Source organism: Colwellia demingiae (genome assembly GCF_007954275.1).
GTDB classification, from domain to species: Bacteria; Pseudomonadota; Gammaproteobacteria; order Enterobacterales; family Alteromonadaceae; genus Colwellia; species Colwellia demingiae.
Map to the genome: position 1 here is coordinate 21,347 of NZ_VOLT01000016.1, position 24,250 is coordinate 45,596.

A 24,250-nucleotide genomic window follows, 5' to 3' on the forward strand; every position below is an offset into this window, starting at 1 on the left:
TAATTATGACTATTTATCCTAATGAAATAAAGAGCGCAATAAAAAATACAGTCACAAAAACAATCAATGAAACGTTAAGCCAAGGTGTTAATAAGTTAAGACATGTAAGCAAAAAAGCGCTAGCCGTGTCTGCACTTTCAATCACGTTTGCTTCCTTGAGTAGTTTAAGTGCGCTTAGTTATGCACAAGATGCGGTTACTCTTGATGATTTATTAAATCAACTACAACAAGGCCAGATAACCCAAACTAAGCAAAACCAAGCAAGAGAAAGTCAATTTAAAGCCAAAGTTAATCAGCAACAAAATATGCTGAATGATATGAGCTACCAGCGTGATAATGCGTTAGTGCTCAGTGTACAGCTTGAACAAAATTTTGCTGATAACGAAATTAAGTTGGCAAATAAGGCTGAGGCTTTAGATAAACGTTTAGGCGAATTAAAAGAATTGTTTGGTGTGTTACAGCAAGTATCAGGTGATACCCGCAGTAAATTTCAAACGTCTGTTATTTCTGCACAAATACCAGGTCGAGGTCAATTTTTAGATGAATTTGCACAAAGCATGGGTTCCAGTTCAAAACTTGCATCCATTGCAGAAATAGAGCGTTTATGGTTTGAATTACAACGCGAAATGACACAAAGCGGCAAAGTAACCACGTTTAATCGTGAAATTGTCTTAGCCAATGGTGATCGTAACAATGCAGCAGTTACTCGTGTCGGTGGTTTTAACTTAATCTCTAATGGCAAATATTTAGAATATATTGATGAAACAGGTACGGTTGCTGAGCTTATTAGACAACCCTCTAACCGATACTTAGCATCGACAAGTGATTTGGTTAACAGTGGCGGCAATACGACTTCTTTTGCCTTAGACCCAACAGGTGGTTCAATTTTAAGTTTATTAGTACAAGCACCTGACTTGAAAGAGCGTGTAGACCAAGGTGGTCCAGTGGGTTACATCATTTTAGCGATTGGTTTAGTTGGTCTACTTATCGCGTTAGAACGCCTCATCAGCTTAGTGCTTATTGGCGCTAAGGTTGAACGTCAACTTAAGTCCTCTACTGCATCCAGTGACAATCCTTTGGGTCGTGTTATGCAGGTTAAAGATAACAATCCAGACCTAGATACAGAAACCTTAGAGCTTAAGTTGTCTGAGTCTATTTTAAGAGAAGTGCCTAAGTTATCAAAACGCTTAACCTTAATTAAAATCATCTCAGTGGTTGCACCGCTAATCGGCTTACTCGGAACGGTAACGGGTATGATTAATACCTTCCAAGCGATTACCTTGTTTGGTACCGGTGACCCTAAACTGATGGCTGGTGGTATTTCTCAAGCGCTTGTCACTACCGTTCTCGGTTTAGTTGTTGCCATTCCAATGGTCTTTATCTTTGCCTACTTAAATGGTCGTAGTCGTAACATTGTTAATATTTTACAACAAGAAAGTACGGGCATCATTGCAGAAAATGCTGAATCAGCAGAGTTAGCCCAACGCCAAACACTTGCAGGTCAAGGAGCATAAATAGTGATTGCCTTAATGGAAATGTACGATGCCATTAATGAATTTATGGATACCGGAGGGCAAGTCTTAATCGTTATTGCTGCTGTTATCTTCATTATGTGGTTGTTGATTTTTGAACGCTTTGTTTTTGTTTTTTACAGCTATCGCAGTGTAAAGAAACACATGATCAGTGTATGGCAAGGTCGTAAAGATCAAACATCTTGGTACAGCGAACAAATACGCAACGCGTTAATTTCTCGTGGTACTACAAAGTTAAATCGTAATTTAGCGCTTATTCAATCCTTAGTTGTCTTGTGTCCGCTATTAGGTTTATTGGGCACGGTAACAGGCATGATTGAAGTATTTGATGTGATGGCAATATCGGGAAGCGGTAATGCAAGGTCTATGGCGTCAGGTGTTTCACGCGCCACTATCCCGACTATGGCTGGTATGGTCGGTTCATTATCTGGCGTATTTACCGCAACTTGGTTACGCCGAAATGCTAAAAAAGAAGCCGAATTACTCGCTGATAGCTTAGCGGTTAATCATTAAGCATTAAATTAATAATGGAAGCTATTTAACCTCAGGTGAAATAGCTTCTCAAAATAGAAATTGTTGGAGTTAGTTATGCGTCATTTAAACCAAATGTTACAAGACCAAGATGAAAAAGAAGAAATTGATATGACACCCATGCTTGATGTGGTGTTTATTTTATTAATATTTTTTATTGTGACTGCCTCATTTGTTAAAGAAGCAGGTATTGATGTTAATCGCCCCGAAGCCGCTACAGCAGTAAAAAAAGAGCGTGCCAATATTTTAGTCGCTATTAGCGATAAAGGTGATATTTGGATCAATAAACGCAAAGTAGATATTCGCAGTGTACAAGCCAATATTGAGCGTTTAAAGGCAGAAAATCCACAAGGTACTGTTGTGATCCAAGCCGATAAAAAATCGACCACTGATACCTTAATTAAGGTGATGGATTCTGCGCGTGCCGCTGGTGTTTATGATGTATCTATTGCCGCGCAAGAAGCCTAAAAATAGGTTAAGGAGCTAACATGTCAACAAACATGCCAACCGATACGTCGCAACAAATCATAGTGCGCAGTGGCGCTCGATACCTTATTGCTGGCGCATTAGCCTTAAGCATGACCTTTCTCTTACTTTGGGGAATGCAAAAGTTAATTGCTGGTGGAAATGAAGTGATGACAGACCCTGCCAAAGGCAGTGTTCTTGATTTTATCCGTTTAAAAAAAGATGAAGCGATTGTTAAAAAAGAGCGTAAGCCACAAAAACCAGCCAAGCCGAAAGAGCCACCACCACCAATGAATGCACCTCAAATGCAGCAGTCCAACCCCAATGCTAATGCGGTAAAAAGTAGTTTTGCAGCGGACATTCAAGGGGATATTGGTTTATCGGGTGGTTTGAGCTTAGACAGTGGCGATGGTGATTATTTGCCAATTGTTAAGGTCGCCGCTATATATCCACGTCGAGCGCAATCTCGTGGTATTGAAGGCTTTGTTATTGTTGAGTTTGTTGTGACCAAAACCGGCTCAGTAAGTCATGCCACGGTAGTGCAAGCAAAACCTGAAGGGGTCTTTGATAGAGCTGCCCTTGATGCTGTTGCTAAGTTCAAATACAAGCCACGTGTTGTTGATGGTGTTGCCATGGAAGTGGCTGGCGTACAGAACAAAATTAGTTTTGAAATTGATGGTTAAGCCCCATGGCATAACCTTACAAATCACTTATTACTAATTAATAGTTAATTAGTAGCAAATTAAGGAGCAAGTTATGAAAAGTAAAAATTCCTTATTTCTGACAACCGTATTTACTTTACTTGTCACTATAACAACCAGCAATGTTTTCGCTGCTGAAACAGCAACAGTCAAAGCAGATGAAAACAGCACTGATAAAAAAAACGTCACTAAAAAAAGCTACCGTGTCAGCAAAAAAGTACCTGCAATGCGTAATCGTGTATACGCACAACTAGCCCGGGCACAGCAGTTAGCTGATGAAGGTGACAACATTGAAGGTTTTGAAGTATTAGCTGAAGTAGAAGAGCGAGTTGATAGCTTAAATAGTTATGAACGTGCGATGTTATTTAATTTTTACGGTTTTATGTATTACGCCAATGAAGATATAACATTAGCGGTTGATAGCTTTAACAAAGTCATTGCTGAAACAGCAATACCTAACAGTTTGATCATTTCTACGCTTTATTCTTTAGCGCAATTAAGCATGCAGCAACAAAATTATAAAGAGGCACTTGCATACTTAACTCAGTGGCGAGAGATTAATGCTAAAGAGTTAACTGGCACGCAAGAAATGTTATTTGCACAAGTTTATTATCAAGATAAAGATTTTGTTAATAGCTTAAAGCATAGTGAAATGGCGATCAGTTTGGTTGAAGCGAAAAATAAAAAACCTAAAGAGAATTGGCTTACTTTACAGCGCGCTACTTATTATGAACTAAAGCAGCCTAAGCAAGTGACTAAAGTAATGGAAAAGCTGATACGTTTATATGATAAACCACAATACTGGTTACAACTTTCAAGTATGTACGGTGAAATTGGTGAAGAAGATAAGCAAATGGCGGTGATGGAAGCGGCTTATCAAGCGGGTTATATCAGCAAGGCGAGCGATATTCTTACGTTATCGCAACTCTATTTGTTCCATGGTGCACCCTATAAAAGCGCTGCGGTTTTGGAAGACTCAATTGCTCAAGGCAGTGTTTTTGCGGATGAAGATAACCTAAGCATGTTGGCTCGTGCCTATTTGACCGCTAAAGAATATGATAAAGCGACCGAAGTATTGGTTCGCGTGAGCGACATTGCCCAATCAGGCGAGCACGATGCCTTATTAGCACAAACGTATTTAAATACTGAGCAATGGCAAGCGGCGATAAACTCTTCAACGTTAGCCTTAGCTCGATACGCTAAGCATAAGAAAAATAAAGGTAATCAAGTTAAGGATATTGCCAATATGCATTTAATTATGGGTATGGCGAACTTTAACCTAAAAAACTTTGAACGTTCTTTGGCATCTTTTGCGAAAGCGACCCAATTTAGCAGTACTAAAAAAACAGCTTTGCAATGGGGTAAGTATGTTGAGCGAGAGCAACAACATAATAAAGTACAGCTAGCCATGCTTAATTAGTTTACGCACGGTTAAAGTATGACAATGAAAAAGCGCCTAAGGGCGCTTTTTTTGTTTTGAGTTTTTATTATCTACGTCTCAATATTTACGTTCTTTCAATCCCAATCATTTATGTGGTTAGTACGCCTATTTTTTGAAGTATATTTCTTTTAATACAAATACTTTGAGTTTGAACTATTCAAGGGGTATATAATCCAAATCACTTGAACAGCTATATTCAGGTGGTTTAGGGATAATCCTATTTATGGAAACTGTGAACTTTTAAAGGGTATTTAATGAAAACTAAACTCATATCACCAATCATTCTGTGGACGCTATTATTACTCGCTAATATGATGCTGATCGGCTGTGGGGATGAAAATACTAAGCCAACGGAAGAGGGGGTTGATGTTAACGTTTCAGTTGATGCAAAAGTAAGTTCAAAACAGACAATAGCTACCGCCGAACCTAATGAAAGCAGTTTTAATTTACAGCAAGTACAAAAAGATTATGCCGAAACATCACTTACCGTATTAGACGTTTCTGAGCGTAACAAAGAGGGTAGAAACTCTGTTGCCATTACTTTATCCGTACCGCTTGACCCATCAAAAAACCATCAACAATATTTCAACATTAGCGCTGCAGGCAAAGGTGCCATTGACGGTGCATGGGTTATTTCAAAGTCAGGTAAAACCATTTGGTTTCCGTATGTTGATCCCGACGCTTCTTTTGATGTAACCATTTATCAAGGGTTAGTGGCCGCAAATGGCAAAGTTTTAAGTAAAACGATAAACAAGAAGGTTAAAACGAGCAGCCTCACTGCGAGTATTAACTTTGATACTACAGGCGCCTTTTTAACTCAGGGATTAGGTAATGGTTTACCGGTAGTATCGGTGAACATAGATGCGGTAGACCTTAACTTTTATCAAGTAAAAGAAAAAGATCGTCAACACTTTTTACAAGAAGTGTCCTATAAAAACTATCGCTGGGATATGAAGCGAATTACGCAATTTAGTTAGCTTGTTTATAGTGGGCGATACGATCTCGACCAACCTAAAAATACCCGCGTTAAACGCAGTATCAACATTGAAGGCATTGCTGAGCTGGCAGAGCCAGGTATCTATTTAGCCGTGATGACCCAAGCGGGCGCTTACGATGATCACCAAGTTATGTGGTTCTCTGTAACCGATATAGGTTTGCATGCCCGTTTTTATAATGAACAGTTAGACGTTTATGCCTCGTCATTAAAAACTGGTAAAGCCATAGAAAAAGTAGCAATTACCTTAGTGAATGACAAAGGGCACATATTACAGCAAGGTGTTACCTCGCCAAGCGGCGAAGCTTCATTTGCCAGTAATTTAAAATCAGCTTCATTAATCATTGCGCAAAATGAGCAGCATTTTTCAATTATTGAACTTAATAAACCGGCACTGGATCTATCTGATTTTGATCTTGGTCTCCGCCCATATCGAGCTCAAGAGCTATTTATATATTCTCCTAGAAATTTATATCGTCCAGCAGAGTTTGTCGATTTTAATGCTTTATTACGTAGTGATGATGGTAAGTTAACGGCAAAAAGTATCTTATCTGCTGCGATTAAAAGTCCTGATGGCAGCAAAATAAAAACCTTTAAGTGGCAAGGTGAGCAACAAGGCTATTACCACTATCAATGGCAAATCCCAAAGAGTGCTCAATTAGGAAATTGGCAACTTGAAGTGGTGAATGTTAATCGGGAAATATTTACTTATGACTTTAAAGTTGAAGAGTTTTTACCTGAACGCTTAAAAATCACCTTTAATGCTAAAGCGCCAAATGAAAGGTTGATAGCATCTAAAAAACAACAAGTTAAGTTACCTATTTTAGGCGAGTATTTATTTGGTGCACCAGCGTCAGGTAATCGACTTTCTACCCAAGTGAATACAACCCAGTGGCGAACTCCAGTTGAAGCATTACCAAAATTTGAATTTGGCGATATCAGACAAACACGTTTTAATAGTCGTACTGAACTTAAAGATATTGAATTAGATGCCAAGGGACAAGCGAACATAAGCTATCAAGGTGATTGGAATGGTTTACATAGCCCTCTAAGAGTTAACTTTATCAGTAGTCTTTTTGAATCGGGTGGTCGTCCGGTAACACGTGCATATTCTGCTTTAGTCTGGCCTAGCGAGAAAATGTTAGGCATTAGAACCAGTTTTGGCGATGACAACCCCGCAGCAAATTCAAAGGTCAGTTTTGAACTTGTTAAAGCCTCACTTGATGGCACTAAGCATGCCGCCACTGCTTTAGATATTAAATTAATTCGAGAAGACCGACGTTATTTTTGGGTCTATTCTCAAAATCGAGGCTGGCATTATGAATGGAATGATAATGAGTTTGTTGAGCTAACGAGCTCGTTGACTATAAAAGAGGGTGCAACAGCAAGTGTTGATTTTCCTGTTTCTTGGGGCAGTTATCGCGTAGAAGTGCGTGATGTTAACAGCGGTTTATTATCGAGTGTGCAGTTTTATGCGGGCACAAATTGGTATGCAGATTGGAAAAAGAGCCAATCAGGCAGCGGCGCTGCTAGACCTGATAAAGTTACCATGGCGCTGGATAAAGCAAATTATGCTCCTGGTGATCTTGTTAAAGTGAACATTGTTCCTCCACAAGCTGGTGAAGCGATTATTCTAGTGGAAGGAAATACTCCGCTTTGGTCAAAGCGGCAGTTTATTCCTGCTGAAGGTGCCATTGTTGAAATCCCTGTATCGGCAGACTGGCAACAGCACAACATCTATATCAGTGCGCTGGTATTACAGCCAGGTGATAAAATAAAAACCATAACCCCTAAACGTAGTTTTGGCTTGGTTCACTTACCACTTCAGCGTGAATCGAAAAAGCTCAATATTGAGTTTGAGGTCGCTGAAAAAGCGCTACCTAATAAAACCTTACCCGTAAAAATAAAAGTGACTAACGCTGCGACTAATAAAGTGACTAATGTTTTAACTAACGTAACCACTGATAATGATAGCTCAGGAAAAGCAGTTTATGAGCCACAAGCGGAGCGCTTAGTAGATAAAGTTTATGTAACACTTGCTGCCGTTGATGTTGGCGTATTAAGTATTAGTGACTTTAAAACGCCTGATCCTTTTGAAGCTTTTTTTGGACAGCGCCGCTATGAAGTCGATTCTCGTGATGTTTATAGCCAAGTTATTGAAGTGAATCAGGCTGACAATGCCCGTTTACGTTTTGGTGGTGATAGTGATTTAACTCGAGGCGGCAAGGAGCCACAATCGGATGTGCAAATAGTCTCTTTATTTAGTGGTTTAGTGTCACTAGATGAAAAGGGTGAGGCCATCATTGAATTAGATATTCCTGATTTTAATGGTCGAATTCGATTAATGGCGTTAAGCTTTTCTGCCGATAAATTTGGTCATAACGATAAAGAAGTTACCATAGCAGCCCCCGTTGTTACGCAACTGGCTATGCCGAGGTTCTTAGCGATGGGAGATGAAACTACGCTGGCCTTAGATGTGACCAACCTTAGTGGTGAACAACAGCAGTTAACGGTACAGCTTAATGGCTCAGGTCCAATAAAAGCCTTTGAACGCACTAAAAACATCACCCTAGAAAATGGTGAGAAAACCACTCTTAATTATACTGTTAATGCCTTAGCACATGAAGGAAAAGCAACGTTTTCATTGGTTGTATCTGGCAATAAGTTACTTGAGAATGTTAACCGAAACTGGTCTTTAGGCTTACGACCCGCTTATCCAGCAACGCTAACAAGTAGTCAGAAAATACTTCAACAAGGTGAAAGCTTACGTTTTGATCCAAAAGTAGCTCAAGCGTTATTTCCTGAAACAGTGCAAGCCTCTTTGACTATATCGCCTAGAGCAAACATTGACCTTCAAGCACAATTGACTCACTTATTACAATATCCTTATGGTTGTTTAGAGCAAACCAGTAGTCGTGCTTATCCATTGCTTTTTGCTACGCCAGATAAACAAAAAAGTATGGGAATTAAAACGGTTAGTGAAGATAAACGCTTGGACATGATCAATAAAGGCATCGAAAGATTGGCGATGTTACAGCTGAGTAATGGTGGTTATGGTTTATGGGATAATACCTCAGCAGAAGAGCACTGGTTAACGGCTTATGTTGCTGACTTTTTACTGAATGCCCGTGATATGGGTATTGCTGTACCTGAGGAAATGTTAGCTAAAACCTTAACGCGTTTGCAAAGCTACTTAGCGCGCACTCGACCTTTTTATAACGAGCGTTGGAGCGATGATGGCAAACATTATTACTTCGCCTATAAGGCTTATGCTGCTTATGTACTGTCTCGGGTTAATCAAGCGCCGCTAGGCACCTTACGTAATTTGGCTAAAAACCATAGTGCTAACGCCAAAACTGGGTTGTCGCAAACACACTTAGCATTGGCATTATTTAATATGGGTGATAAAAAGCGTGGCGATCAATTAATGGCTATCGCTTTAAATAATTTACCGAAAAAGCGACAACAATACCTAGCTGATTACGGTAGCCAAATACGTGATTTAGCTTTAATAATCCATTTAATGTTAAAGCATGAACAGGCTAAAGAGCAGGCTATTGCCCTTAGTTTTACCTTGGCTAAACAGGTCAATATACGTCAATATTTGAGTACGCAAGAGCGTAATGCCTTATTCTTAGCTGGCTTATCATTACAAAAATTTGAAGGGAAACCATGGTCTGCGAACGTTATTCTTGGCGCGGCTAAAAATAAAATCAGCCAAACGTCGGTTTATCAGCAAGGTTTATCTAGTGAGACACTTCAGCATGAAGTGACTATCACCTCAGAAAATAAACACCCTTTGTTAGCAAATATTAACGTTAGTGGTTACGGTAAAAAACCACCAAAAGAAAGCGCAAATGGTTTGTCGATTCAAAGGCAGTGGTTAAGCTTAAAAGGTAAAGAAACAAGTATTGAGCAAGTCAAAGTTGGACAATTATTCTTGGTTCATCTGCAAGTATCCGCAAAGCAGCGAACACCTGATGCACTGGTGGTTGACTTATTACCTGCTGGTTTTGAGTTGGAAAATCAAAACCTTTCCCATTCGATAAAGTTAGATGAGCTTAACGTTGACGGTAAAACGATTGAATATTGGCAAAAGCACACCCCAATAAGCTATCAAGAGTATCGAGATGATCGTTTTGTTGCGGCACTTGAAGTTCGTCAACGTCGTACAGCCCACTTGTTCTATTTAGTGCGAGCAGTAACACCAGGCGTTTACAAGGTACCAGCGCCTTTGGTTGAAGATATGTATCGACCAGAGCTTAGAGGTATTGGTGGTGCTACTGGCGATATAAGTATTAGCCAGTAAATGCACAATAAAAACTATTAATCCCAAAGGAATGCATATTGGTACTGTCATGATTAAACAAGGTTTAACGACTATTATTCGTTGGTGTAAACATCAACGAATAATGGCCTATTTGGCGTTAGCTTTGTTTATATCTATTCCTATACTGTTTACCCTCGATAGTCTGTTTCCTTTAAACTTACCTGAAAATAACAAGCTATTTGCGCGAGTAGTGGTGGATGAAAATAATCGACCATTGCGCAGCTTTGCCGATAAAAATGGTATTTGGCGCTACCCAATAAAATTACATCAAGTATCCCCGCTATATATCGAAGCATTAATTAATTATGAAGATCGTTGGTTCTGGCATCATCCAGGCATCAACCCACTTTCATTGCTTAGAGCGGCAATACAGAACGTAACCAATAATAAAATTGTCTCAGGAGGATCTACGCTATCAATGCAGGTGGCGAGGATTTTACACCCCCATAAGCGAAGTTTATGGGGGAAAAGTAAACAACTATTAAGAACCCTACAACTAGAATGGCAGCTAGATAAAAAGCAGATCCTACAGATTTACCTTAATACCGCGCCTTTTGGCGGAACCATTGAGGGAGTACAAGCGGCAAGTTTTACTTATTTGAATAAATCGGCACAAGAACTTACTCATGCTGAAGCTGCGTTACTGGCGGTATTACCACAAGCGCCAACACGATATCGTCCTGATTTACACGCCCAAGCAGCTCAAAATGCACGAAATAAAGTATTACAACGGCTGGTAGACTTTGATGTATGGCGACAAGACATTGTTGATGATGCTTTGTTAGAGCAAGTTTTTAGCTTTAACTATCGACCTAAACAATTAGCGCCTCTGTTGGCTCGACGGTTATTGAATCATTCAAACGGTCAGTCAGTGGTAAAAAGCACTATCGATAGTGATTTACAGCTGGCGTTACAAGATTCACTCACTTCTTACATGACAGGTTTACCCAAACAAAGCTCAGCGGCTATTTTAGTGGTAGAAAATAAAAGCTCAGCAGTAAAGGCCTATATTGGCACCGCAGATTTTGCCAATGTTCAACGACATGGTTATGTTGATATGGTGCAGGCCATACGTTCACCGGGATCAACACTTAAACCTTTTATCTATGGCTTAGCATTAGATGAGGGGTTAATTCATTCACAATCTTTACTGGCTGATGTACCGCGCAGTTGGGGAGATTATCGGCCCAGTAATTTTAATGGTGCCTTTAATGGGCCAGTGGCAGCCGCCGATGCCTTACAGCGTTCTCTCAATATGCCTGCCGTTGACCTATTAGAACGCTATGGCGTTAATCGCTTTGTTGCACAACTAGAAAATGCAGGGTTAACTTTATCTATCCCTGGAGGAAAGCCTAACTTAGCTATTATTTTAGGTGGCGCAGGTACCTCACTAGAGCAACTTGTTGAAAGTTACTCGGCTTTTGCTAACCAAGGTAAAGTAAGCCAACTACGCTTTTTGCAAAAAGAGTTAATGCAAGATAAACAAACACGTAATTTACTTTCTCCTGAGAGTGCCTGGGTGATTCAAGAACTCTTAGCGGGTATTGAGCGACCCGGCAGTATCGATACCTTTGCTTCATCTTTACAGGAAGGAAATATGGCATGGAAGACCGGTACAAGTTATGGATTTCGTGACTCTTGGGCTATCGGAGTAACTAAAGAATACACCCTAGGCGTATGGCTAGGCAGGCCAGATGGCACCGCAATGCCAGGGCATTATGGTAGTGTTAGTGCAGGGCCTTTATTATTTAACGTGGCTGATCGTCTTAATTTAAGTGCACAACAAATAACAAAACCTGACAAGGTAACAAAAGAGACTATTTGCTGGCCTTTAGGCACAAGAAAAAGCGAAAATCGGGTGAGTGATTGTCAGGTAGAACACCAAGCATGGATTATTGACGATACTGTGCCGCCTACTTGGCACACCAGTGATGTAGATGCATGGCAAAGCGGTCTTTTTACCTTTTGGAGTAACCCACAGAGCAAGTTGAGAGTTTCTATGGATTGCTCAATGTTGCCGAAAAAAGTTAACAGTGTCGCTGTTTGGCCTAAAGTATTAGAGCCGTGGATTAAAATAAAACACCGACGGTTTAAATTGATACCTATGCTAGACCCTCAGTGCGCCAGTCCTGATATAGCCTCAAGTGCGACCTTAAAAATTACCGGTATTGAAGAGGGGAGTATTTATCGAAAATCAGGAAATAAAGGTAAAACACCCAGTGTATGGCTAAAAAGTATTGGCGGCTTAGGCACGCACAATTGGTATATCAATGGCAAACATAGCTATCAAATTAAGCCAAACCAAGCCAAAGAGCACTTATTATCAACCATTGGTAAGCAGCAGATCATAGTGCAAGACCAGCAAGGAAATAGTGATATGGTTACTCTGTATGTCGAGTAAAATAGACAAGTAAAAGTAACTGTTTTTATATACAGTTTTAGTGCAGTATAGCGATATACCCTAATACCTTAGTCATTGAAAAAAGTTGGATTCAAATAATCACTATGGAACCTTTTAAAAATTTATACAATGAAGGCTTTTATCTCACTTTATCGATACATTTAAAAGCATGTTTGCCAGACTTTGATGAGCAAGAATTCATGGCGCTTATGTTATGCGATAATTTTGAGGCATTAGAGCTGAAAGAGCGCATGAGCCATACCAAAGCCATAATGCATCAGTTTATGCCAACTGACTTCCCCCAAGCCGCCGAAATTTTAGTTAAGTTAATCGCCAGTTTGACCAAGGTAGGCATTACAGAAGGCAGTGTTGAATATATGTTCTTACCGGAATATATAGAAACCTATGGCATAGATCACTTTCAAGAATCGGTTGACGTTATGGAGAAGGTAACGCAATTTACCAGTGGTGAATTTGCGGTTCGACCTTTCTTAATTAAATACGGTAATAAAATGTTGGCGCAGATGATCTTATGGAGCCAACATGAGCATTACTCGGTTAGGCGTTTAGCCAGTGAAGGCAGTCGGCCTCGTCTACCGTGGGCTATAGCTCTGCAGGAATATAAGAAAAATCCCGTTGAACTCTTACCCATATTACATCGCCTAATTGATGACCCAACAGAAATTGTGCGCCGTAGTGCTGCTAACAACTTAAATGATATCGCCAAAGATAATCCGCAAGTGGTGATTGATTTTGTCAAAGAATACCTAGGTAAAAGTGAACAGTTTGACCGAACGCTTAAACATGCTTGTCGAACGTTATTAAAACAAGCTTGCCCAGAAGCATTAGCACTTTTTGGTTATGACAGCACGGGTATTGAACTCACTGAATTTGAAATACTAACTAATGAGGTTAATTTTGGCGAGTACGCTCAATTCAGTTTTTCCTTAAAAAACACCTCAACAATAAGTAAAAAAATACGCTTGGAATATGGACTGTATTTTATGAAAAAGAACGGTCAACTGTCGAAAAAGGTTTTCAAAATCAGTGAACGTAATCTTGCGGCTAACGAGTCACATAAAGTGGAGCGAAAGCAGAGTTTTAAAGCGATAAGCACACGAGTGTTATATCCAGGAAAACACCAAGTATCAATCATACTTAATGGCAGGGAATTTGCGCCTAAAGACTTTGTCTTGATAGGTGCTGCTGACTCATTACCCATATAACATGCTAAACATGCTAAACATTCGGAACATAATTATGCCTAAACCATTTTTTGACACTGCTAATATCTTTACTAAAAGTACAAAGGTGATCTTTTATTTTACTGTTCTGTTTAGTTTTACCCTATCTGCTCGGGCTGATTCACTAAATGAAACTGACTTAGCTTTGTTACCTGAGCCTGTCGCTAATAATGCTGTTACTCATGTTTCTATCGAGAATAAACACTATTTATTGTCTTTTTCTGGTTTAGGTAAAAATAAAATTTATCAAGATGTTCATAATAAGGCATTTATCTATGATGTTAGTCTGAAAAAATGGACGTCTATTGCTCCTGTTCCGATTGAAAAACCGATTAAGGGTTTAACGGGGCGCTTGGCTAGTGTTGCAACGAGCATAAAAAATAAGGCTTATGTTTTTGGCGGTTATACCGTTGCTAAAGATCATAGTGAAGTATCAGTACCTGATGTTTATTCTTATGATGTGATTAATGCTAACTATAAAAAGCTGGCATCAATGCCTGTGCCTGTCGATGATAGCGTTGCGCTACCTTACGATAACCGATATATCTATTTAGTCAGTGGTTGGCATAATGATGGTAATGTTAACTTGGTTCAGTTATACGACATAAAAACAAACACTTGGAAGCAAGCTAGTCCATTTCCAGGTAAACCTGTGTTTGGACATGCAGGCGGAATTGTCGGCAATACTCTGGTTATTTGTGACGGCGTACGAGTCGATGTTCATATCAGTAAGCGCCGAAGTTATGCTGCTGAAGCAAATTGTTATTTAGGAAAAATAGATCGACAAAATCGAAGTGAAATCTCGTGGCAGTTATTATCCCACCCGACAGGAAAATCAAGATACCGCATGGCAGCAACAGGTGTTGATAAATATCAAAAAATTGTTTTTATAGGTGGCAGCGACAATCCTTATAACTTCAATGGTATAGGTTATAACGGTCAGGCTTCATCTCCCGATAATGGCGTCTGGATTTATGATATTAAAACCCAAGGTTGGCAAGTTAAAACAACAAGTACCGCAACAATGGATCACCGCGGTTTACTACTCATAGATGAACAGTTATTAACGATTGGCGGTATGGGCAAAAATCAACGGGTTCTACAAACCATTAATCAGCACGGTAATATTAACGATTACTTTTGAATGCGCAGCACTGTTTTGCAATAAAGCTACTAAGACTTCTTCTATGATCCTTTTATGTTTTCAATACTTTTAGGATGCGAATATAGGATGAGAACCTAGGGTGTAACAGAGAGCAGTTCGAACTATTCTCTTAGGCATTCGGCTGAATTCTACATTTCGAGGTAACATGGGTATACTGTGAGCTTATTAGTTGTAGCAATGGGAATAAATAATGGAAATGGATGAATCAATTAACGTTTTTGGTGAAGCGTTAGTAGGCTGTGGTGGAGATCCCGTAACTGGATTTTTTCGTGATAATAAATGCAATACCTCGGATCAAGATGTTGGTTCGCATACCATCTGTATTGAAGCAAGTCAGCAGTTTTTAGAGTTTTCTCGCTTTAAAGGTAATGATTTATCAACGCCAAGACCTGAGTTTAATTTTGAAGGGATAAAAGTTGGAGATACTTGGTGTTTATGTGCAGAGCGCTGGTTAGAGGCTTATCAAGGCGATAGAGCACCAAGAGTTCATTTGAGAAAGACGCATATTAAAGCCTTAGAAATAGTGCCTATTGAGATATTGAAAAAATTTGCATTAGACTTAAGTTAATCAACATCAGTTAATTAACTTAACGTAATCAAAGTAACGTAATCAAAATAATTCAAGTCTTAGCTTAATAGCAGAATATGCCTGAAGAGAATTTATAGTATGAATAACATGAATCAGTTTTACCCTGAAATATCCCCGTTTAATGATTTTTTACTTGATGTCGATGGTCAACATCAAATCTATGTAGAACAATGTGGTAATCCTAAAGGTCAACCTGTGCTTTTCATTCACGGCGGCCCTGGAGGCGGTTGTTCAATTAACGACAGGCGTTTTTTTGATCCTGAGCAATACCATATAATTTTATTTGATCAACGTGGCTGCGGTCGTTCATTACCTCACGGTTGTTTAGAGAATAACGAAACGAATTATTTAGTCGAAGACATCGAAAAAATTCGCCAACACTTACATATTCAACAGTGGCATGTTTTCGGTGGTTCATGGGGTTCTACGTTATCCTTGGTTTATGCTCAATCGCATCCGGTAAGTGTTAAAAGTTTAGTATTACGCGGTATCTTCCTTGGACGCGATGTTGATACCAACTGGACATTTTCAGGTGGCGGGGCAACACGTATCTTCCCAGATTATTGGCAAGATTATGTTGATGTACTTCCGCTAGGTAGAGAACAAGCGACAACCAAAGCAGCTTACGAAATGTTAATTGGTGATGATAAAGCCCTAGCGCAAAAAATAGCAACGGCTTGGAGTATTTGGGAAATTCGTTGTTGTACATTAATACCCGATCAAGCCTTTGTTGATGCGGCAACGGGTGATGACCATGCTTGGACATTAGCTCGTCATGAAGCGCACTTTATGGTTAATGATTGTTTTTTAACTGACAATCAAATTTTAGCGAACTGCGACAAAATAAAAGATATTCCAACGGCTATCGTTCATGGTCGTTATGATATTGTTTGCCCTGCTGATAATGCCTGGTTATTACATCAACAGTTACCTAAATCGAGTCTTGTTATTAGTGAGGCATCGGGACATGCCTCGGTTGAACCAAACACTAAGCATCACTTGATCGCGGCAACTCAAGCAATGTTAGCGTTATAACATTCGTTTATGACAACAAAGCAAAATTTTTTATGCTTGTGTTGTCATCACTACCTCGCTACTTGCGTGAAAGTAACGTAAAATAGCCGACATTATACTATTTACACCTTTTTCTCGTCTTATAAACGAGCAACTGTAGCCAGAGACTTATAGGCCATCCATGAAAAAAACGTTTGAATTGACCCACCCGAAAGTAAAACTTGAAAGACGCGTTGACGCTGTAAAGCATGAGGTTAAAAAATACCTTAAAAGAGAACGCAATAAAAAATTACCAGCAGGTGCTGATTTTTGGGATTTTGATTGCCAATTTGGTAATACCAAAGAAGAAGCAGAGCCAGTTCAATTGTCAGATATTAATAAACGCATTGATCAAACTCAAGTGGACGGCTTAACGTCATTTTACATTGAAATCGAAGCGAAAGAAGGTATTAGAACCTTTACGCCAAGAGATGAAGATGAAAGTGACCTTGAAGACTAATTAGCACATAGCTAATGTTTAAAGTTAATAAATGACCGAGCCATGTGCTCGGTTTTTTTATGCCCTAAAGTAAATAAAAGAAGCACAAAGCTAATAACTCATGCCAGGTGCTGTTTTATGGTAAACATTCAGGTTAGAAATGACAGCGTTGTCATGTTTTATTTTCAATGTTATGGTGCTGCCCAGCCATTTTCGCTTACTATTTTTTAGAGTAAAAACTTAATTTAATACTAAAGTTGTATATTAAAGTCGAGTTAAAAATTTTAGCATGTTAGTTATCAAATTATCTTTAGCAATAAAACACATATAGTTTTATTGCTGGAAATAGAGAAAATAATACGTTAAAACTATGTGCAAAGAACATTTAGCGTTGAAGAATAATAAATATAAAGAAGAGATATTTCATGTTATACCAAATGTGTTAATTAATGGGTCAACATAGAGTTACTTAGTTAACACCAATGGTATTAATAACCTCAAGTTAAGTCCGAAGGAAGAGAAAATGAAAGAATTAAAATCTTGTTATCCAGTTTCAGAGAAAGCCAAAGCGCATACTCATATTGATGCAGCTACATACGATGCTATGTACAAGAAATCAATTGAGCAACCTGATGAATTTTGGGGCGAACAAGCAAAAGAATTTATTGATTGGTACCAACCTTGGGACAGCGTAATTAAAGTTGATCTTAAAAATTCTGAAATTAGCTGGTTCTCTGGCGCTAAACTTAACGTAAGTTATAACTGTATTGACCGTCATTTAGCGACTAAAGCAAATGATACGGCTATTATTTTTGAAGGTGATGATCCAAATGATGACTCAAAAGTAACGTATCAAGAGTTACACGACCATGTTTGTCGTTTGGCTAACTTATTAAAAGAGCGTGGCGTTAAAAAAGGCGATCGCGTTTGTATCTACATGCCGATGATCCCTGAAGTGGGTTACGCCATGTTAGCGTGTGCACGTATTGGTGCTATTCACTCAGTTGTATTTGGTGGTTTCTCTACTGAATCGATTAAAGCTCGTGTACTTGATGCTGATTGCCAAGTGATTATCACAGCTGATCAATCATTACGTGGTGGTAAACGTATTCCGCTTAAAGCAAATGTTGATGCAGCGGTTACAGATTGTCCAAATGTTCATTCAGTAATTGTTGTTGCCCGCACGGGTGGTGATGTTGCTTGGAATGACAAAGTAGATATCAATTACGAAGAAGCCGTTGCCAAACAACCAGCAGTATGTGAACCAGAAATAATGGATGCTGAAGACCCATTATTTGTTCTTTATACTTCAGGTTCAACGGGTACGCCAAAAGGTGTAGTACATACGTGTGGTGGTTATATTCTTTATGCAGCCATGACACATAAGTATGTGTTTGATTACAAAGAAGGCGAAGTTTACTGGTGTACTGCCGATGCTGGTTGGATCACAGGTCACTCTTATATTTTCTACGGCCCGTTAGCAAACGGTGCAACGACGTTAGTATTTGAAGGTGTACCAACATACCCAGATGCAGGTCGTTTTTGGCAAGTATGTGAAAAACATAAAGTTAACGTATTCTACACTGCTCCTACTGCCATTCGTGCATTGATGAGTATTGGTGATGATTTAGTTAACCAAGCTGATTTATCCTCTTTACGCTTGTTAGGTACGGTAGGTGAGCCAATTAACCCTGAAGCATGGCATTGGTATTATGAAGTTGTTGGCAAGAGTAATTGTCCAATTGTTGATACGTGGTGGCAGACAGAAACAGGTGGTATTTTAATTACTTCACTACCTGGTGCAGTCGACATGAAACCAGGTTGTGCGGGTAAGCCATTCTTTGGTGTACAACCTGCATTATTTGATAAAGACGGCAATACCTTAGAAGGTGAAAACGCAGGTCTGTTAGTAATGACGGCAAGTTGGCCAGGACAATTACGTACCGTTTATGGTGATCATAATCGTTTCTATCAAACTTATTTAGGTCAATACCCAGGTAATTACTTTACTTGTGATGGCGCTAAACGTGATGAAGATGGTTATTACTGGATAACAGGTCGTGTTGATGACGTACTTAACGTATCAGGACACAGATTAGGTACTGCTGAAATTGAAAGTGCTTTAGTACTTCACCCAGCTGTTGCTGAAGCGGCTGTTGTTGGTTACCCACATGAAATTAAAGGCCAAGGCGTTTATTGTTACGTGACCTTAATGGGCAATGCTACTGAATCAGACGAGTTAAATGCAGAGCTACGTGAATTTGTTGCTAAAGAATTAGGTCGCTTTGCAAAACCTGATTACATTCAATGGTCACCGGGTTTACCGAAAACACGTTCAGGTAAAATCATGCGTCGTATATTACGTAAGATTGCTGAAAATGATGTAGATAGTTTAGGTGATACTTCAACATTGGCAGACCCAAGTGTTGTTGAAAACTTGATTGAGAAACGTATCATTCACGGTGCATAAACCTTAACGGCTTATCATTCGTAAACTAATAAAAAGCGCCGAAAGGCGCTTTTTTTATGGCGTATATTTTTGTGTGTCGACTTAGATAAATAGCTCACATAATTTTACTAGCAAACTACCTATTTCGACTATTTTTTCTCATCGATAAATTTTTTACTCCATTTTCTCTACATTTTACAAATTAACACTATACATACGTAAAAAAGAGTGTAAAAATAACAATACAAATCGCGTAATTAAATCTTTACGATTTCTTGTTTTTGTTTTTGGTTGAGCTGTAGCCCTTATTTAGTCGCTTTTTTCCTACCTTGAATTTCACATGTTTAATCTGTTTATTTAGCTAGCGTAAACACACTTTAAAGATCCACTTGGTGAAAAAAGAACTACATTGAGGAAAAATCATGACAACAGCCAACGAACTATCTGCCGTGCCGACCAGCTCAAATAACATTCATGTTAACGCTGAGCATGTATTAATTACCCCAGAAGCGTTACGTGCTGAATTACCACTTTCAGAAGAAGGTCGTGAGTTTGTTCAGCAGTCACGTAAAACGATTAGTGACATAATCCACAAACGAGATCCTCGTTTGCTCGTTATTTCAGGCCCGTGTTCTGTGCATGATGTTGAAGCAGCCAAAGATTATGCTCGTCAGTTAAAAGTGCTACACAATAAATACCAAGGTTCACTATTTATTGTTATGCGTGTTTATTTTGAAAAACCACGGACAACAGTAGGTTGGAAAGGTTTGATTAACGACCCACATATGGATGGTACGTTTGATGTTGAAACGGGCCTTCGAAAAGCGCGTGAATTGATTCTTTACTTAACAGAGCTTGGTTTGCCTTTAGCAACGGAAGCACTTGACCCGATTAGCCCGCAATACCTTGCTGAAGCATTCAGCTGGTCAGCTATTGGCGCGCGTACCACTGAGTCGCAAACTCACAGAGAAATGGCAAGTGGTTTATCCATGCCAATAGGTTTTAAAAATGGTACTAACGGCAGCTTAAGTGTTGCAGTAAACGCATTGCAATCAGCAGCTTCACCACATCACTTTATGGGTATAAACCGTCAAGGGCAGGTTGCTTTAATCCAAACTAGCGGCAATCCTGATGGCCATGTCATTTTACGAGGTGGTACAGCGCCTAATTACGATGCAAAAAGTATTGCAGAGTGCGAGCAAGCCCTAGCTAAACAAGATATCTCCCCAGGTATTATTGTTGACTGTAGTCACGGTAACTCAAGTAAAGATTACACTCGCCAACCACTGGTAACACAAGATGTTGTTGAACAAATTTGTGCGGGTAATAAATCAATTATTGGTATAATGTTAGAGAGTAATATTAACGCGGGTAATCAAAGCAGTGATTTAGCAAAAGAAGACTTAGCTTACGGTGTGTCTGTAACCGACGCTTGTATTGATTTTGCTGAAACCGAACAGCTATTAGATGATGCTAATGCACGCCTATCAGGTTGTTTAACTTCACGTACAGCCTAAAGGTTATTTGCCTAACGTTGCTAGGTAAGATATTTTAATTAGACGTGACTTATACCCGCTACCAATCAAAGTGCACGGGTATATACCCTTTACCATTCAAGATGCAGGTTTCAGAGTGCTTGAGCAATTTCAATTCAAGGCGCTGTGATGAAATAATGGTTGTTCAGGATAATTGCTCCTGCATTATCTAATAAGGTACTTCCTGTACCGTCATTATAAGTCACAGCAACGATGGAGTGATGTTGCTCAAGCGCTTCTTTGATGGGTTTAAAATCACTTTATACTACGTTAAATAATCAAACCATAGAATGACTATGCTTAAATTATTTGCCTTGCCTAAAGTGGTTTTAATTCCCACTGAAATCCTGCACTTTGATTGGTAATGGGTATATGTCGCGTTTTCTATTTTAAAGGCATCATGTAATATGCTTCAAATAATATGTGGTAGATAAGAGACATTAATGACAAATTCAGATCCCGACTTTGATAAAAAGTTAACAAGTTTACGTGACGAAATTGATGAAATTGATAGTGACTTAGTCAAGTTATTGCAAAGACGGCTTGCCGTTACCAGTAAAGTTGGTCAACTAAAAAGTGGTGTTGGCAGACCTATTTATGATGCTAAGCGCGAGGCAAGTTTATTTGCTAAACGTCGTCAGCAGGCAAGTGACGCTGGTCTATCACCTGACTTAATTGAAGATGTTTTACGCCGTTTAATGCGAGACTCTTATGTCAGTCAAGATGCTAGTGGCTATCGCTGTGTTAACCCTGAATGTAAAAAGGTTGTGGTAGTCGGCGGTAAAGGGCAATTAGGTTCTGTTTTTGTCGACTTATTTCAGCGATCGAGTTATCAAGTTGCTATTATTGAGCAAAATGACTGGCCCAACAGCGAAGCTATTTTAGCTGATGCGAGCTTAGTCATTGTTGCTGTGCCAATTCGCCTAACGACTATGGTTATTAATCATCTTAATAACTTACCAAATGAGTGTATTCTTGCCGATTTAACCAGTATTAAAGAGTCACCTTTGTTTGAAATGAAAAAGGTGCATGCTGGTCCGGTCGTTGGTTTACATCCTATGTTTGGTCCAGATGTAACAGGCTTAATTAAACAAACCATTATTAGTTGTGAAGGGCGTAACCCTGAACAATATCAATGGCTCATTGAGCAGTTTGAAGTGTGGGGCGCTAAAATTTATCCGGTGCAAGCGCATGAGCATGATGAAGCCATGTCGATGGTACAAGTTATGCGACATTTCTCTACCATCGCTTATGGCTATCACTTGATGAGTGAAGGGGCTGATATTGAAAATCTAGTCGCGATGAGTTCACCTATCTATCGATTAGAGTTGATTATGGTCGGACGATTATTTGCTCAAGATCCTACGCTTTATGCGGATATTATTTTTGCTAACAAAGATAATGTCAGCATGATGAAACGTTTTGCCTACCGGTTTTTAGAGTTACTTGAAGATGTTAGCCTTGATGATAAGGATGCTTTTGTTGATATGTTTAATAATGTTTCAGGTTGGTTTGGTGATTATGCCGGAGATTTCCTTGAAGAAAGTAAATCGATGTTATTAAAAGCTAATGAACTGAAAAAACACTAAGTACTCTTTAGCATTTTCAATGCTTTGCGCTAGTATTCTTACTAGCGCTACTCCTTCTTTTGATATCAACCTTTGTAACTAACCTGCCAGTCATTACCATAAATTATGTTAAAGCAATCAATTTTTGTTTGAGTTTGCAGGTCTGATAATTTCAGTTATTTGCATTAACAATTTATGTGAACAATAATTGACACGAAGTAATTTTTAGAATGATGTCTTGGGTAATCGCTTTCCCCTCGTTTTCTTTGGTCAATTTAATCAAGGAATCATAATGAATAACTTAATAAAGTTTACTATCCCCTTAATACTTATATTTAGCGCAAATTGTTACGCCGAAAAAAATATTGTCGATGTTTGGCAATGTAAGCTGAAAGAAGATAAAACGATGAAAGACGCAGCTGCATTGAATGAAAAATGGGTTAAATTCATGAATGCAAATGTAAAGGGTGGCGGGATTAACTCCTATGATATGGAGCCTAGAGTAGGTAATCATAATGGATTTATGTTTGTTGATGTCTATCCAAACATGCAATCTTGGGCAGCAGGAGAGAATGTAATGGAGAAAACAGAAGAGGGTAAAGCCTTACAGAAAGAGTTCAAAATGTTGTCAAAGTGCTCAAGTAATAGCTTGTACTCGTCAACTAAACATTAGCTAATCTATTGACGTATATGTCAGCTAATCATTGTTATGTAGATACATAGCTGACATTGTCTATGCTCATGACTGGGTAGCTATTTCATATAATAACTACGATGTTGCCTTAGTTCACAGTTCTGTAGAACGATTCATTGATCAAATTAATTGTCTGCATGAAACCTAGTTAACTAGCTCGAATAAAACCCCAAAGGAAGTGCGATGACAGCTCGAATAATGGATAAAACTTATTCAAAGCTATTTGTAATTATTCTCGGTCTAACTATCAGCATTTTTTGCAATGCAAAACAGGGGATAGCTTTTGATGAATTTACGTTTTCCAAGTTAACCAATAAAGAATGTAGCCAGTTATTTAGAGATAATGTCATTACAAAAAATAATCCTATACCTTGTAATAGACTTAATCGGGTTAACTTTAGTTACATAAATGAATTAGGCGTAGTGAAGCAAGATGGAGTACTGATCGTTTTCGATGTTCTTGCACCTAAAGTTATGGTGCTAATGGAGAAATTGCTGAAACAACGTTTCGTCATTAGTAAAGCCCGTCCGATAGAATCATACCTTGGTGATGACAATGCTTCTATGGATGATAATAATACTTCTGCGTTCAATGGGAGAGCTATCACGGGAGGTTCACGCTGGTCTCTTCATGCTTATGGCGTTGCGATTGATATAAATCCTATACAAAATCCATTCATAGATATAGAGAAAGATGGTACGGCGAAAATCACTCCTGCAAAAAGCGCACACCTTGCCGTGAACCGATTAAATCATCGTCCAGGTAAACCGAAGCGTTCAGGTATGGCCGAGGATGTCGTTGATATTTTTGCGGAGCATGGATTTTTTGTCTGGGGTGGTTATTGGAATTACCCCGTTGATTATCAACATTTTCAAGTGGGCCCGCGCTCATTTATCGAAGAGCTAGTTGCAAAAAACTTTAATCATGGTGAAATGCTGTTAAATAGTTATATTTCAATGTATCTAGATTGTAGGAAAAACAGTCAAGGCGAACGAGATCAGACTGAGGCACGAGCAGCATGTACCGACGCTATAATGACTGAAATGCCATAATGAAGCATAAGAATTAAGGTACATGCCTGTTGAAGTCTATTAGCCTTTTTACAAAATCTACCTGTT

General features: G+C 39.0%; 17 protein-coding genes and 1 pseudogene. All 18 read left to right on the plus strand.

Translation table 11 applies throughout. From position 1 onward, the window contains the following. The first annotated feature begins 5 nt into the window (after window positions 1-5). The 18 genes and pseudogenes from ESZ36_RS21160 (at window position 6) to ESZ36_RS21245 (ending at window position 24,184) form a co-directional block, all read left to right on the plus strand. Window positions 6-1,514: a MotA/TolQ/ExbB proton channel family protein gene (locus ESZ36_RS21160; protein WP_246129200.1), complete on the plus strand. Its 1,509-nt coding sequence runs from the start codon at window positions 6-8 to the stop codon at window positions 1,512-1,514. 3 nt (window positions 1,515-1,517) lie between these two features. Further along, complete coding sequence (locus ESZ36_RS21165; RefSeq protein WP_146791572.1) at window positions 1,518-2,045, plus strand: MotA/TolQ/ExbB proton channel family protein; 528 nt, start codon at window positions 1,518-1,520, stop codon at window positions 2,043-2,045. A gap of 75 nt (window positions 2,046-2,120) precedes the next feature. Continuing rightward, complete coding sequence (locus tag ESZ36_RS21170; RefSeq protein ID WP_011044717.1) at window positions 2,121-2,531, plus strand: ExbD/TolR family protein; 411 nt, start codon at window positions 2,121-2,123, stop codon at window positions 2,529-2,531. Window positions 2,532-2,551: 20 nt separating this feature from the next. Next, window positions 2,552-3,211, plus strand: coding sequence for an energy transducer TonB (locus ESZ36_RS21175; RefSeq protein ID WP_146791574.1), 660 nt, complete (start codon window positions 2,552-2,554; stop codon window positions 3,209-3,211). 73 nt (window positions 3,212-3,284) lie between these two features. After that, complete coding sequence (locus ESZ36_RS21180) at window positions 3,285-4,649, plus strand: tetratricopeptide repeat protein (protein ID WP_146791576.1); 1,365 nt, start codon at window positions 3,285-3,287, stop codon at window positions 4,647-4,649. A gap of 335 nt (window positions 4,650-4,984) precedes the next feature. After that, window positions 4,985-5,782, plus strand: a pseudogene (locus ESZ36_RS21185) (hypothetical protein); the annotation flags it as partial. 15 nt (window positions 5,783-5,797) lie between these two features. Continuing rightward, window positions 5,798-9,973, plus strand: a complete 4,176-nt coding sequence (locus tag ESZ36_RS21190) for an alpha-2-macroglobulin family protein (protein ID WP_342779758.1) — start codon at window positions 5,798-5,800, stop codon at window positions 9,971-9,973. 49 nt (window positions 9,974-10,022) lie between these two features. Next, complete coding sequence (gene pbpC / locus ESZ36_RS21195) at window positions 10,023-12,395, plus strand: penicillin-binding protein 1C (RefSeq protein WP_211357836.1); 2,373 nt, start codon at window positions 10,023-10,025, stop codon at window positions 12,393-12,395. 104 nt (window positions 12,396-12,499) lie between these two features. Further along, window positions 12,500-13,621, plus strand: coding sequence for a DNA alkylation repair protein (locus tag ESZ36_RS21200; protein WP_146791582.1), 1,122 nt, complete (start codon window positions 12,500-12,502; stop codon window positions 13,619-13,621). Between the two features lie 34 nt (window positions 13,622-13,655). Further along, the gene (locus ESZ36_RS21205; protein WP_246129201.1) at window positions 13,656-14,783 is read left to right on the plus strand and encodes a Kelch repeat-containing protein; all 1,128 of its coding nucleotides are present in this window, start codon (window positions 13,656-13,658) and stop codon (window positions 14,781-14,783) included. Between the two features lie 211 nt (window positions 14,784-14,994). Next, the gene (locus ESZ36_RS21210) at window positions 14,995-15,372 is read left to right on the plus strand and encodes a DUF2237 family protein (RefSeq protein ID WP_146791586.1); all 378 of its coding nucleotides are present in this window, start codon (window positions 14,995-14,997) and stop codon (window positions 15,370-15,372) included. Between the two features lie 99 nt (window positions 15,373-15,471). Continuing rightward, on the plus strand, window positions 15,472-16,428 hold the full coding sequence (gene pip, locus ESZ36_RS21215; protein ID WP_246129202.1) for a prolyl aminopeptidase: 957 nt from the start codon (window positions 15,472-15,474) through the stop codon (window positions 16,426-16,428). A 160-nt stretch (window positions 16,429-16,588) separates the two neighbouring features. After that, window positions 16,589-16,906, plus strand: a complete 318-nt coding sequence (locus ESZ36_RS21220; protein WP_146791588.1) for a DUF6172 family protein — start codon at window positions 16,589-16,591, stop codon at window positions 16,904-16,906. A 502-nt stretch (window positions 16,907-17,408) separates the two neighbouring features. Beyond that, window positions 17,409-19,355, plus strand: a complete 1,947-nt coding sequence (gene acs, locus ESZ36_RS21225; RefSeq protein ID WP_146791592.1) for an acetate--CoA ligase — start codon at window positions 17,409-17,411, stop codon at window positions 19,353-19,355. 401 nt (window positions 19,356-19,756) lie between these two features. Beyond that, window positions 19,757-20,851, plus strand: a complete 1,095-nt coding sequence (locus ESZ36_RS21230; protein WP_146791594.1) for a 3-deoxy-7-phosphoheptulonate synthase — start codon at window positions 19,757-19,759, stop codon at window positions 20,849-20,851. 461 nt (window positions 20,852-21,312) lie between these two features. Then, window positions 21,313-22,458, plus strand: a complete 1,146-nt coding sequence (gene tyrA, locus ESZ36_RS21235; protein ID WP_146791596.1) for a bifunctional chorismate mutase/prephenate dehydrogenase — start codon at window positions 21,313-21,315, stop codon at window positions 22,456-22,458. Window positions 22,459-22,729: 271 nt separating this feature from the next. Continuing rightward, window positions 22,730-23,110 carry a hypothetical protein gene (locus tag ESZ36_RS21240; protein ID WP_146791598.1) on the plus strand — a complete coding sequence of 127 codons (381 nt, stop codon included), beginning with the start codon at window positions 22,730-22,732 and terminating at the stop codon, window positions 23,108-23,110. 204 nt (window positions 23,111-23,314) lie between these two features. Next, the gene (locus ESZ36_RS21245) at window positions 23,315-24,184 is read left to right on the plus strand and encodes a M15 family metallopeptidase (RefSeq protein WP_146791600.1); all 870 of its coding nucleotides are present in this window, start codon (window positions 23,315-23,317) and stop codon (window positions 24,182-24,184) included. The last annotated feature ends 66 nt before the right edge of the window (window positions 24,185-24,250 follow it).